The 12,761-nt window shown below is 51.7% G+C and carries 10 protein-coding genes; 8 read left to right on the forward strand and 2 right to left on the reverse strand.

Going from position 1 to position 12,761, the window contains the following annotated elements:
* Positions 1–94 precede the first annotated feature (94 nt).
* Positions 95–1,768 (forward strand): glucose-6-phosphate isomerase, encoded by a 1,674-nt coding sequence (gene pgi / locus G8770_RS12675; protein ID WP_167187104.1) that lies wholly within the window; start codon positions 95–97, stop codon positions 1,766–1,768.
* A gap of 293 nt (positions 1,769–2,061) precedes the next feature.
* The gene (locus tag G8770_RS12680; RefSeq protein ID WP_167187106.1) at positions 2,062–2,310 is read left to right on the forward strand and encodes a hypothetical protein; all 249 of its coding nucleotides are present in this window, start codon (positions 2,062–2,064) and stop codon (positions 2,308–2,310) included.
* Between the two features lie 108 nt (positions 2,311–2,418).
* Here G8770_RS12680 and hexR read toward each other — a convergent pair whose 3' ends face one another.
* Positions 2,419–3,264, reverse strand: coding sequence for a transcriptional regulator HexR (gene hexR / locus G8770_RS12685; protein ID WP_167187108.1), 846 nt, complete (start codon positions 3,262–3,264; stop codon positions 2,419–2,421).
* 528 nt (positions 3,265–3,792) lie between these two features.
* On the opposite strand from hexR, the gene zwf reads away from it, so the two are divergent.
* The 6 genes from zwf to pyk all read left to right on the forward strand — a co-directional run bounded on the left by zwf (position 3,793) and on the right by pyk (position 11,501).
* On the forward strand, positions 3,793–5,283 hold the full coding sequence (gene zwf / locus G8770_RS12690) for a glucose-6-phosphate dehydrogenase (protein WP_167187111.1): 1,491 nt from the start codon (positions 3,793–3,795) through the stop codon (positions 5,281–5,283).
* Positions 5,280–5,984: a 6-phosphogluconolactonase gene (pgl, locus tag G8770_RS12695; protein WP_167187114.1), complete on the forward strand. Its 705-nt coding sequence runs from the start codon at positions 5,280–5,282 to the stop codon at positions 5,982–5,984. The genes zwf and pgl overlap by 4 nt, the downstream gene beginning before the upstream one ends.
* A gap of 98 nt (positions 5,985–6,082) precedes the next feature.
* Positions 6,083–7,924: a phosphogluconate dehydratase gene (gene edd / locus G8770_RS12700; protein ID WP_167187117.1), complete on the forward strand. Its 1,842-nt coding sequence runs from the start codon at positions 6,083–6,085 to the stop codon at positions 7,922–7,924.
* 89 nt (positions 7,925–8,013) lie between these two features.
* Complete coding sequence (locus G8770_RS12705) at positions 8,014–8,643, forward strand: bifunctional 4-hydroxy-2-oxoglutarate aldolase/2-dehydro-3-deoxy-phosphogluconate aldolase (RefSeq protein ID WP_167187120.1); 630 nt, start codon at positions 8,014–8,016, stop codon at positions 8,641–8,643.
* A gap of 296 nt (positions 8,644–8,939) precedes the next feature.
* Positions 8,940–9,950 (forward strand): type I glyceraldehyde-3-phosphate dehydrogenase, encoded by a 1,011-nt coding sequence (gene gap, locus G8770_RS12710; protein WP_167187123.1) that lies wholly within the window; start codon positions 8,940–8,942, stop codon positions 9,948–9,950.
* A 105-nt stretch (positions 9,951–10,055) separates the two neighbouring features.
* Entirely contained in the window at positions 10,056–11,501 is a 1,446-nt protein-coding gene (gene pyk, locus G8770_RS12715) for a pyruvate kinase (RefSeq protein ID WP_167187127.1), read from the forward strand.
* Positions 11,502–12,139: 638 nt separating this feature from the next.
* On the opposite strand, the gene G8770_RS12720 is transcribed toward pyk, so the two are convergent.
* On the reverse strand, positions 12,140–12,706 hold the full coding sequence (locus G8770_RS12720; RefSeq protein ID WP_167187130.1) for a porin family protein: 567 nt from the start codon (positions 12,704–12,706) through the stop codon (positions 12,140–12,142).
* Positions 12,707–12,761 lie beyond the last annotated feature (55 nt).

A 12,761-nucleotide genomic window follows, 5' to 3' on the forward strand; every position in this document is an offset into this window, starting at 1 on the left:
CGTAGGGTTTTATACTTTATTATTTAACTCAATTAAATAAAAGAGCCGAACGCAATTGCGCTATTTTCGGTAAACGAATGGGAATTGGTAGTGTATGTTTGATCCTCTAGAGTCGCTTTCGCAAGCTGACTTGCCCGCAGTCTGGGAACGGTTGGCGCAAATCGCTGAGGCACAGGGTGAGCTGAATATTCGTGCGCAATTTGACCGTGACCCTGAAAGGATATCCCGTTTTACCCGGGAAGCCGTTGGGCTTAAGCTGGATTTTTCACGCCACGCCATCACCCCCGAATCCTGGACTGCCCTGATTGACCTGGCGAGCACCGCCGAAGTGCCTCAGGCGGTGACGCAAATGCTGTCCGGCGCGGCCATTAATCATACGGAAGGGCGTAAGGTCCTGCATTGCGCCCTGCGTGGGGGCACAAACAAGTCCCTTGAAGAGAGTGTACTGGTTGCTGAAGTGCGTGAACGCCTGGCGGCGCTGGTAAACAGCGTATTACGCGGTGAGCGCACGGGCTTTTCCGGTGAGGCCTTTACCGATGTGGTGAACATTGGTATCGGTGGCTCCGATTTGGGGCCGGCAATGGTTAGCGAGGCTCTTACGCCTTATCACCAGCACCTAAAGGTGCATTTTGTGTCCAACGTTGATCCATCGCATATGGTCAATACGCTGGCCCAGCTTAATCCGGCCACAACGCTTTTTATCATTGCGTCCAAGACCTTCACGACGCTGGAAACCTTGGCCAACGCAAAGGCCGCCCAAGGTTGGTTGCAGGCAGCGGCAGGCAGTGAGCAGTCATTGTCTGATCACTTTGTGGCGGTCTCTTCGAATGTGGCTAAGGCCGAAGAGTTTGGTGTCGATGTGGACTCAATTTATCCCATGTGGGATTGGGTCGGAGGTCGTTATTCGCTCTGGTCTGCCATTGGGTTGCCGATTGCGATAGCGGTGGGTTGGGAGAACTTTAACCAGCTGTGTGAAGGTGCCGGGGCGATGGACGAGCATTTTGCGTCGGCGCCGTTGAGCGACAACCTGCCGGTGATTCTGTCGCTATTGGAAATCTGGTCGGTGAATATGTTGGGCGCGCAATCCCACGCCGTTTTGCCTTATGACCAAAATCTATGTCAACTGCCGGCATTCCTTCAGCAGTTGACGATGGAAAGCAACGGCAAGCAGGTGGATCGGTCCGGAAAGCCGCTGGGTCGGGCGTCGTGTCCGGTTGTCTGGGGGGCGGCGGGCACCAACGGACAGCATTCTTTTCATCAGCTGTTGCATCAGGGGACACAGCCCGTGCCGGCCGATTTTATTGTTCCGATGCAAAGCCATAATCCTTTGGCAGATCAGCATACGCATCTGGTGACCAACTGCATGGCCCAGGCGCGAGCGCTGCTGTTTGGAAAGTCTTTGCAGCAGGCTGCCCAGGAGTTGAGCGATGCAGGGTATTCTGACGAAGCAGTCCAGGCTCTGGCTCCGCACAAAGTGCTGCCCGGGAATCGCCCCAGTCTGACCATTTCTTATGACAAAACATCACCTTACCGTTTGGGGGCATTAATCGCGCTGTATGAACACAAGGTATTTGTGTCCAGTGTTATTTGGGGATTGAATGCCTTTGACCAGTGGGGGGTTGAGCTGGGCAAACAGATTGGTGTGGAAATTTACAATGAGATTGAAAAACGGCGCTCAGGAATTCCGGGCGACGCGGCATTCGATCCGTCAACTGAGGCATTGTTGAATCAGTTGTTGGCGTCGGAGCAGATTGAAAACGCCTTGTGAAGGCATTGAATGTAATTGGTTTGAACCGCTGTTAAAGATTTTTTTGAGTACTGTGTTCTTGTCTCTGCACTTTTACAGTTTGTAAAAATGTGGCTTATGGCGCTTCGTTTGAAGCGCCTTTTTTTACCCGTTACTTTTGAATTCTGGATTTTTTCCTGCAGTCCCGCTGCTTCATGGGGCGTGATCTTATTGTTGGTTTTAGGGACTGCTGAGTTTAAACTGTTGTCTCAATAATAACTAAGCTCATTGAGCCAGCCGGATTCACAAGAGGCTGTAGTGTGGGAGGTCTATACATGAAGACAGAGGGTGAAGGGGATTGTCCGTTTGCGTTTAACTTTGAAGCGGACACCTTTAAGGTCGGAGATACGGTCAGTTACCGGGTGCCGGAAGGCTTTGACGAGATGCCGTTTGTGGGGATTCTGTTGGAAGTGGCTGAGGATTATGTCGTCATCTCGCCGAATGATCCGTCTGATCCGGATCGAAGAATGCGGGGTACTCGGGAAAGCCGTCCTGTGGTCAGTATGAAAGAGGCGACAGGCTGACGGAGATTGCCATCGGGGGCCGAGGAGTCTATCGGTACCCGATGCGATCTTGGGGCGGCGCTGTATTGATGCGCGCTTTTTAAGCAACAGGCTTATTTCTGGCAGAGACTATTTTCGCTCCGCCTTGGTGTTGTCTAAGCTTTCTTTGATTTTCTTCAGGTGTTCATCAATGCCTGGGCTGCGCTTTAGCGCCAGGCCCGTCGCCAGAATATCGATAATCGTCAGGATCATGATTCGAGTCGTCATCGGAACATAAATGGTGGTGTCTTCCAGCTCACTGCCAGAGGTGATGACAATATCACTGGCGGCCGCGAGGGGAGAGTTGGGCTCGGTGATGGCAATGACCTTGGCACCGCTGAGCTTGGCGGTGTGCGCGGTTTCAATGGTGGCGTGGGTGCGACCGGTAAAAGAGATAAACAGAATCACGCTGTGTTCATCGGCGGCGGCCGCCGCCATCCGTTGTTTCAGGTTGTCTTCGTAGGCAATGGTGGGGGTGCCCAGCCTAAACAGCTTGTGCTGTGCATCCTGAGCGATAGAAGAACAGCCTCCCATGCCGAAGATCTCAATTCGCTTGGCTTTGTCCAGGGCTTCGACGGCAGCTTCGATGGTGCTGATATCCAGCTCCTTGCGCAAATACTCCAGTGCCCCCTGGTTGGCGCTGATCAGCTTGTTGACGTAAGTGTCGGCATTGTCATTTACGGATACAGAGCGGGTAACGTAAGAAGTATTTTTGGCCAGGTTCTGAGCTAACTGAACCTTGAATTCCGGAAAGCCTTTACAGCCCAGCCCACGGCACAGACGGGATATCATGGGATCGCTGACTTCAGCTTTTCGGGCAATTTCGGCCGTAGTGGCGTGTACCGCAGCTTCCGGGTCGGCAAGAATGACTTCGGCAATGCGCCGTTCGGATTTGCTCAGGTTGTCAAGCTCGTGTCTGAGGCGGGTCAATATCATCTTTATCCCTGCAGATATTCTATTAGGCTATTAATAGCCCTTCGTTAAAGGTGCAACTGTAACAGTAACCGAATTTCAGGCGAACAATTTGTTTTCTGTGATTTAACTTAGTTAAACAAAAGTCATTGTTAAGTGCCTTTTCGATGGGTATAATTTAACTCAATTAAATGGTTTCAGCCAGACCGAAGTGCATTTTTTTGCGTAATTTAAGGTCAGCTGGTGTCTTTGAGGCTAGTGGTCCAAGGTTTGAACAGGCTTTTGGGAGTTTTCCAACTAGAACTCTGTCGCAATAGAATCTTCAGTTTGGTTTGAAAGCATAAGACTATATTACAAATAGTGAATAATAGTTTATAGAAACCGTGATTCGATCCGAAAATGGGTGGTTGTCGATGAAGCGGAAAGCTGGTTCACACATTGCATTGATAAAGTATCAGCTTCGGGCCGGGCCACTCATGACCGGCTGCGAGCCTGGGTGCGGTCTGTAGCACTTAAACACATAAAAACGTTAGAACGTTGGGAGAAAGATGCATGACGCACGACTTTGATATGGTCATTTTCGGTGGTTTGGGTGATTTGTCGTTGCGCAAATTATTGCCTGCTTTATACCGCTCTGAAGTGGCTGGGCACCTTCCCCGCAACGGACGTATCTTTTTGATTTCCCGCGCTCTGGGTGAGCGGGAAGAGGAATTGACGCGTATCCAGGAGTGGCTGACCAACCAGCTGAAATCCGGTGAATCTCCCACCTCACACTGGCCCGAATTTGAGCAGCGCCTGCACCTGTGTGCTTTCGATGTGACGGAGGATGGCGAGGGCTGGGCTGACCTGGAGCAACCTCTGCTAGAAGTGGACGCCGCCGAGGGCAAGCGTGATCGAGTGTTCTATCTGGCTATGCCTCCCAGCCTGTATGGCACCATTTGTGAACAGTTAAGTGGCAGGGGGTTGATTAATGAGACGTCGCGTGTCGTGCTGGAAAAACCTTTAGGTTACGATCGCACCACCGCGAATGAAATTAATGCTCAGGTCGCTAAATATTTCCCCGAAAACAGCATCTTCCGAATTGATCATTATCTGGGTAAAGAAACCGTTCAAAATCTGTTGGCACTGCGTTTTGCCAATATCATGTTTGAACCGCTGTGGAATGGCAACTACATCGATCATGTACAAATCAGCTTGTCGGAAGAGGTAGGCCTGGAGGGACGCACTGCCTTTTATGACCAAGCCGGCGCCATGCGTGACATGATCCAGAATCACTTGCTGCAGCTCTTGTGTCTGGTGGCTATGGAGCCGCCGCATAAATTACAGGCTGACAATATTCGTACCGAAAAGCTTAAGGTGTTGCAGGCGCTGCGGCCGCTGCAGGGCTATGAGGTTCAAAGCCATACCGTCAGAGGCCAATATGTGGATGGCATGATGCACGGTAAAGCTGTACCGGGTTACCTGGATGAGCTGGGTAAAGACAGCCAGACGGAAACCTTTGTAGCCATCAAGGCACACATTGATAACTGGCGCTGGAGCGGGGTGCCATTTTATTTTCGCACCGGTAAACGGCTGCGTCAGCGCTGTGCTGAAATCGTCATCCAATTTAAGTCGCTGACTCACAATGTCTTTGATGGCGCATCCACACAACTTTCGGCCAACCGTTTGGTGATCCGTTTGCAGCCCGATGAGGGCATCGAAATGACGGTCATGGCAAAAGAGTTAAATCAGCTTGATATGCGCTTGCAGGAAGTGCCCCTCAATCTGAACTTTGCGGAAACCTTCCAAAATATACACAGTGATTCGTACCAGCGTTTGCTGCTGAATGTCATCGATAACGATTTAAGTTTGTTTGCCCATCGCGACGAGGCCGATCTTGCCTGGGCCTGGGTTGACCCGATCATTAACGCCTGGAATAAGTGTGGGACACCTGTGCAAGCGTACGAGGCCGGTAGTTGGGGCCCCGACGCTTCGGCTGCACTGCTGCACAGCGATAAGCGGGCATGGCACAACAATGGCGGCAGCAAGCGAGGCAAACGATGATCAATGAATTTCGTTTTGATTCCAAAGAAGCCTTGTTGAACTGTTTGTATGACGATGCACTGGAGTGCATTGGCGCCGATCTTGAGCACAGTGGCAAGGCGACCATCTTGTTGTCGGGTGGTTCGACGCCAGGGCCCTTGTACGAACGTTTGTCCAAAGCCGAGCTGGACTGGGCAAATGTTCATGTTGCGCTGGTGGATGAGCGTTGGGTAGAGCCGGATCATACCGCCAGTAACGAGCGTTTAATCAAGCAGACCTTGCAGCAAAATAATGCGGCAGCCAGTAGTTTTATCGGTATGAAAAATGCCTCAAAAACCCCCTTTGAGGGTCAGCTTGAGTGCAATGCGCAGTATCAATTATTGCCGCAGCCATACAGTTTCTGTTTGTTGGGCATGGGGGGAGATGGTCATACGGCGTCACTGTTTCCACACGCGCAAGGGCTAACCGAGGCGTTAGCGTCTCAACAACTGTGTGCTGGAATATTGGCGAAGCCTTCTGATGTGACGGGGGTGAATTTAGAGCGCATGACTATGACTCCCCAGGCCATCTTGCAATCGAAGAAGGTCGTGCTGTTAATCACCGGCGACGATAAATGGGCGGTCTACGAACAAGCTCGAGTGAATAGTCAGGTTGAAGACACGCCAGTGAGTGTATTTCTGCAACAACATCACGTGGACATTGATGTCTACTGGGCACCGTAACACGGCATGGCAGGGTTAAGCCGTCCCAAAGTTAACCATTGATGTGCCCGAATCTATACGGACGCCCGTGAAAGAACGAATTTAAGAGGTGAAAACAAATGAGCAAATTGCACGAAACACTGCAACAGGTCACGGACACGATTATTGAGCGGAGTCGCACGAGTCGCAACGCGTACCTGAAGCGTGTGGATGCCGCCGTACAAAAAGGACCCCATCGAGGCGAGTTGGCGTGTGGGAATTTAGCTCACGGTTTTGCCGCCTGCAGCCCGGGTGAAAAAGCGGATCTGACCGCCGATGTAAAATCGAACATTGCCATTGTGTCGTCTTACAACGATATGTTGTCAGCCCATCAGCCATTTAAAGATGCCCCGGATCTGATTAAGGCCGCCATCAGTGAAGCGGGTGGCGTTGCGCAATTTGCCGGCGGTGTTCCCGCCATGTGTGATGGCGTCACACAAGGGCAGCCGGGGATGGAGTTGTCGCTGTTTAGCCGCGATGTGATTGCCATGTCGACGGCGGTTTCACTCAGCCACAACATGTTCGATGGAGCATTGTATCTGGGCGTTTGTGACAAGATTGTTCCAGGGCTTTTAATCGGTGCGCTGACGTTTGGTCATCTGCCGGCGGTATTTGTGCCAGCCGGCCCAATGACCACGGGTATGTCGAACAAAGAGAAGGTGCGTATCCGCCAGTTGTACGCGGAAGGGAAAATTGGCCGCAAGGAGCTGCTGGAAGCCGAATCCAAGTCATACCACGGTCCGGGCACCTGTACTTTTTACGGGACCGCCAACAGCAACCAGATGATGGTTGAAATCATGGGGTTGCACCTGCCCGGCAGTTCATTTATTAATCCCTACACCCCACTGCGTGATGAGTTAACCAAAGCGGCCGCCAGGCAAGTGCTTAAATTTACGGCGCAGGGCCAGGACTTCCGTCCTATCGGCCATGTGATTGACGAGAAGGCGATCGTTAATGCGATTGTGGGATTACTGGCGACCGGCGGCTCTACCAACCACACCATTCACTTGATTGCCATTGCCCGGGCAGCGGGTATCAAAATTAACTGGGATGACTTTGATGCGTTGTCCAAAGTTGTACCGTTGGTAACTCGTATCTATCCAAACGGTCAGGCGGACATCAATCACTTCCAGGCAGCGGGTGGCATGGGGGTTTTGATCGACAAATTACTGCAGGCGGGCTTGTTGCACGCTGACATTATTACCATAGGCGACGATCGAGGCCTGCAATATTACAACCGTGAGCCGGTTTTGCGTGAAGGTTCTCTGGTTTGGCAGGCCTCGCCTGCAGAGTCGCTGGACCGGGATGTGCTGCGTGGCAGTGATGAGCCTTTTGACAACACCGGTGGCCTGCACCTGTTGCAGGGGAATTTGGGGCGCGGGGTGATTAAAGTCTCTGCGGTTCAGCCAGAGCATCGCGTGGTCGAAGCCCCGGCGATTGTGTTTGATGACCAGAATGACATTGTGGCGGCATTTAAAGCCGGCAAATTGGAAAAAGATTTTGTCGCGGTGCTGCGTTACCAGGGCCCGCAAGCGAACGGTATGCCTGAGCTGCATAAGCTGACGCCGCCACTGGGAGTGTTGCAGGATCGCGGATTTAAAGTGGCACTGGTTACGGATGGACGTATGTCAGGGGCCTCCGGGAAGGTGCCTGCGGCGATTCACCTGACGCCGGAATGTGCGGCCGGAGGCCCTTTGGCAAAAGTTCAAACTGGCGACCTGATTCGTCTGGATGCGAATACTGGCCGCCTGGAAGTGGTGCTGGATCAGCAGGTCCTGGATTCCCGTATTGTACTGGCTTCATCAGAAGGCAGTCATCGATTTGGTATGGGGCGTGAGCTGTTTGGAGGCTTCCGCCGTCAGGCTTCTTCCTCCGAGTTGGGCGCGTGTACCTTATTTTCAGAATTTGATCTGGAAGATTAACCCTGGCGCCGGAGGCTTGTCCGGACTGTTCAGTTGATTTTGCAATAAAACATTCGACCCAGTTGAATGAAACGAGAGAACGAAAGACTATGGCTATTGCTATCAAAGATATTATGGAAACATCACCGGTGGTCCCTGTGATGGTGATTGAAAACCTGGAAGACGCGGTGCCGCTGGCAAAAGCTTTGGTAGAAGGCGGGCTGAAAGTTTTGGAAATTACCTTGCGTACGGCGCCGGCACTTGAAGCCATTGCGGCGATCAAGGAATCAGTACCCGATGCTATCGTTGGCGCGGGAACAATTATCAATGTTGAAACCCTGCAGGCTTCTCTGGATGCCGGTGCTGAGTTCATTGTGACCCCTGGATCCACGCCAGCCATCATTGATGCGGCGCAAAAAGCCGGCGTTTCCATTCTGCCGGGCGTGAATTCCCCCAGTGAAGCGATGGTCTTGCTGGAGAAAGGTATCACGGCGATGAAGTTCTTCCCAGCGGAAGCGGCGGGCGGCATACCGATGTTGAAATCCATTGCTGGACCGTTACCGCAGATCTCTTTTTGCCCCACGGGTGGTATCGGTCCAAAGAACGCCAAGGACTATCTGGCACTGCCTAATGTTGCCTGTGTTGGCGGTTCATGGATGGCGCCGACAGATTTGGTGAAAGCGAAAAACTGGGTTGAGATTAAACGTCTGGCGGCAGAAGCTGCAGCTCTTAAACCTTAAATTTTGATACTGGGTGGAATGACTGTTGTTGAATGTGTTTTTCTTGGCAATCAGCCGCTCAGAGGTTGCAGTTTGAGTTGCGTAGCCCAATTGAATACTAGTTTTGAACCCGTCTTAGCGGGGTAGAAAATCAAGATGAGCGAGGGAGTTCACCCTCGCCAACCATACAAAACCAGAAATGGTATAAGAGCCGGTACAACGGCTCACCCTAAGTTGTGTGCAGTGAGTTTTCAGGACTGCAGGCAAGCTCCAAGGTGCAAGAGACAGGTACTTTTAACTGGAATAGGGTGATTATTATGACAATTCGCGTAGCAATTAATGGATATGGCCGAATTGGCCGAAATGTTTTACGAGCACTGTACGAATCTGGTTATCGAGAGCAGATTCAAATTATAGCGATTAACGACCTGGGTGATACCGAGTTTAACGCACACCTGACAAAGTATGATTCGGTGCATGGGCGTTTTCCGGGTGAAGTGAGTGTGGATAATGATGCGCTGGTGGTGAATGGCGATATCATTAAAATATTCAGCGAGCGTGACCCGCATAACTTGCCCTGGGGCGATCTGGCGGTAGACGTGGTCTATGAATGTACGGGTTTTTTCACCAGTCGTGAGAAATCACAGGCGCACATTGAGGCCGGTGCAAAAAAAGTCATTATTTCAGCGCCGGCATCCGGAGTGGACGCGACCGTGGTCTATGGCGTTAACGACAATGTCTTGACCGCGTCCAGCCAGATTATCTCTAACGCGTCCTGTACCACCAACTGTCTGGCACCGGTGGCCAAGGTTCTGAACGATGTTATCGGCATTGAGCAGGGATCCATGACGACCATTCATTCATACACCAATGATCAAAAACTGCACGATGTGTATCACTCTGATATCTATCGCGCACGCTCGGCGACCCAGTCGATGATTCCCACCAAAACCGGTGCGGCACAAGCGGTCGGTCTGGTGTTGCCAGAGTTGGACGGTAAGTTGGATGGTATGGCGGTGCGGATCCCTACCGCCAACGTGTCTCTGGTGGATCTTCATTTTATTGCCAAACGTGATACTTCAATTGAAGAAGTTAACGCCGCGATAGCTGAGGCCGCCGGCTCTGCGCCATTACAGGGTGTCCTGCAGTATAATGTTGAGCCTTTGGTGTCGATTGACTTTAACCATAACCCGGCTTCTTCCAGCTTCGATGCCACCCAAACGCGGGTTAATGGGAAAATGGTCAAAGTCATGGCCTGGTACGACAATGAGTGGGGTTTTTCCAATCGAATGTTGGACAATACACTGGCGTTAATGCAGGCTGAATAACTGAGCATGTGGTTGTAAGTTAGGTGTGTTTTGAAAACACTTCAGGCACAGAGCAACGGGTGTTGGTTTAAAACCAATTAGCCTCTTTTGAGTTAAGGATTGATTTTGATCAGACGTACTAAAATAGTTGCAACGCTGGGGCCGGCAACGGATTCACCGGAAGTACTTGAAAGCTTGATTCACGCCGGTGTGAATGTTGTACGCTTGAATTTTTCTCATGGGTCTCCTGAAGATCACATGGAGCGTGCCGCTCTGGTTCGAGAACTGGCGGCCAAGCATCATCGAACGGTGGCGATCCTTGGTGATCTGCAGGGTCCGAAAATCCGCGTGTCGCGCTTTTCGGAAGGGCCAATACAATTGTCCGTTGGCGATGAGTTTTATCTGGATGCTTCGTTGGACCGGGATGCCGGCAACCATATTGAAGTGGGGATCGACTATCCCCAGTTGCCGGATGATGTCACGGCCGGTGATCGTTTGTTGCTGGATGATGGTCGAGTAGTACTGGAAGTCACCGGTGTTGAAGGCCCCCGGATTGCCACTAAAGTGGTGGTGGCGGGTAAGCTGTCTAACAACAAAGGCATTAACCGGGAAGGCGGTGGCTTGTCTGCCGACGCCTTAACGGAAAAAGATTTTCGCGATATTGAGTTGGCGGCAAAGCTGGAAGTGGACTATCTGGCGGTGTCCTTTGTTCGCAGTGGTGCGGATCTGAATAAAGCCCGGGAGCTGCTGCATAAAGCCGGAGGTGATGCCGGTTTGGTGGCCAAAGTGGAGCGGGCCGAAGCCGTCCTTCCCGAGGTGCTGGATGATATCATTCGGGCGTCGGATGCCGTGATGGTGGCGCGGGGTGATTTGGGGGTAGAGATCGGCGATGCTGCTCTGGTCGCTGTGCAGAAGCGCATGATTGACCGCGCACAATCCCTGAATAAACCCGTGATTACAGCGACTCAAATGATGGAGTCCATGATTGAAAGCCCGCTGCCTACGCGCGCGGAGGTGTTTGATGTGGCCAACGCCGTTTTGGATGGCACGGATGCGGTTATGCTGAGTGCCGAGACCGCAGCCGGCAGTTTTCCGATAGAAGCAGTGGAGGCGATGCATCGGGTTATCGTTGGTGCAGAACTGCAGCCTTCGGCGATGATTTCCAAGCACCGGCTGCATGAAAGCTTTGGCAGTATTGATGAAGCTATCGCCCTGGCGGCCATGTACACGGCAAACCACCTGGAGGGAGTGAAAGCGATCATCAGCTTTACCGAGACCGGACGCACCCCTCTGTATATGACCCGAATTGACTCTGGGCTGTCGGTTTTCGCTTTTACAGACCATAAGCGCACGGAAAACCGTTTGGCGTTATACCGCAGTGTGGTCCCCGTGACCTTTGATACCTCAAGTTTTGCCCCTGAGCAATTGAACCAGGCTGTGGTTGATGAGCTGTTGCGCCGTGAGGTTGTGGAAAAAGGCGACTTGGTGATTATCTCCAAAGGTGACTTCCTCAACGTCCATGGTGGCACAAATACCATGAAAGTGGTTCGGGTTGGGGATGCGATTCGCTAGGTATTTGGACGCCAGTAGCACGAACGCGCTGCTGGTTTAAAAGCGTACAATCTGATGGATATTTGAATTGTGCGCCAGATGCTGTATTATGCCGCCAGCTGAACATGCGGCTTGAGGACAGTTGATTGATTTACTTGCCGTGAATCGCTCGACCAGCTCCTTAAGCCAGTAAAAGCTCACCCATTGGATGAGCTTTTTTTATGCTTGCTGTTTGCCCCTGTTGCGGGGGCGCTCCAACAAGTTCTCTGTGAGATTCGATGTGGCTCAGGCCGTGTGCATTGAGGAGAGCCTTGGGATGGGCGATAAAGCCGTGTGTGAAACCTAGATGTGCTTATACGCGTTTGCGGTGGGCAGTTTTTACCTGAAGAAGTAACAGGAGCTCTGATGCGTCCATTGATTAAGTTGGTGGTATTGAATCACCGTGTCATCGCCAAAGGAAAACTTGGTGGCCTGATGATGGTTGAGGGGCAGAGAAACGGCGGATTTTGGTTTTAATCCCCCGGCTGGCTCTAATACCGGGGTAGTACTTGGCCAGACTGGCCGGCAATGCACGGAGTGAGGGCTAATGACCTCGGGTGACTTCGTGCATTGTGTTCTGGCTCAATACTTCTTTTCAACTGTGTTGCCCGGGGCGTGAGTTAAAACGTATAAGACGCACCGACCGAGTAAAAATCGGTTTCAAACTTATCCATATCGAAATATTCATATTCTGCACGGATGGCAAACGAACCAATCTGGAATCTTGCTCCAATTCCGTACACCGGGTCTGTGCCAGAGTCAGAATCGCTACCGCCAAAATCCAGATCAACATCAGTGTCCCAGTTGATGACACCACCTTTGGCAAACAGGCCAAACGGCCCAAATTTTAGACCTACCAGGCCAGTGGCAGTCCAGCCTGTGATATCCACGTCGGCCCGTAGAGCATTATTGATATCACCCTTTTGAGAACCGAAATCCACGTATGATCCTTCAATCGCAAGGTCAATCAGGGGAATGATGCCGAAGTTGAAGCCGCCAAATGCCTTGTAGGCGGTGTCGTCCTCGTTAAATTCAACCTTTCCAAAGTTGGGGACTCTGTCGGAATAATCCACTTCGGCGTTACCAACGGAGCCGCCAATATAAAAGCCGCTATCTGCGCCAGCCCAGGCCATTCCGGCGGTAAACATAAGAACAGATGCGGATAAAAGGGATGTTAGACGTTTCATGGTGAACCTCTTCTCAGTCGTATCTCGGACTGTAATAGATGGTTGGTGTTACTGT

The organism is Pseudomaricurvus hydrocarbonicus (genome assembly GCF_011602365.1).
GTDB lineage: Bacteria > Pseudomonadota > Gammaproteobacteria > Pseudomonadales > Cellvibrionaceae > Pseudomaricurvus > Pseudomaricurvus hydrocarbonicus.

Excerpts from the sequence above, each read along its gene's own strand:
- edd (WP_167187117.1), top strand. The coding sequence starts at position 6,083 with ATGAGCAAATTGCACGAAACACTGCAACAGGTCACGGACACGATTATT.
- pgi (WP_167187104.1), top strand. The coding sequence starts at position 95 with ATGTTTGATCCTCTAGAGTCGCTTTCGCAAGCTGACTTGCCCGCAGTC.
- G8770_RS12680 (WP_167187106.1), top strand. The coding sequence starts at position 2,062 with ATGAAGACAGAGGGTGAAGGGGATTGTCCGTTTGCGTTTAACTTTGAA.
- G8770_RS12705 (WP_167187120.1), top strand. The coding sequence starts at position 8,014 with ATGGCTATTGCTATCAAAGATATTATGGAAACATCACCGGTGGTCCCT.
- hexR (WP_167187108.1), bottom strand. The coding sequence starts at position 3,264 with ATGATATTGACCCGCCTCAGACACGAGCTTGACAACCTGAGCAAATCC.
- gap (WP_167187123.1), top strand. The coding sequence starts at position 8,940 with ATGACAATTCGCGTAGCAATTAATGGATATGGCCGAATTGGCCGAAAT.
- pgl (WP_167187114.1), top strand. The coding sequence starts at position 5,280 with ATGATCAATGAATTTCGTTTTGATTCCAAAGAAGCCTTGTTGAACTGT.
- zwf (WP_167187111.1), top strand. The coding sequence starts at position 3,793 with ATGACGCACGACTTTGATATGGTCATTTTCGGTGGTTTGGGTGATTTG.
- G8770_RS12720 (WP_167187130.1), bottom strand. The coding sequence starts at position 12,706 with ATGAAACGTCTAACATCCCTTTTATCCGCATCTGTTCTTATGTTTACC.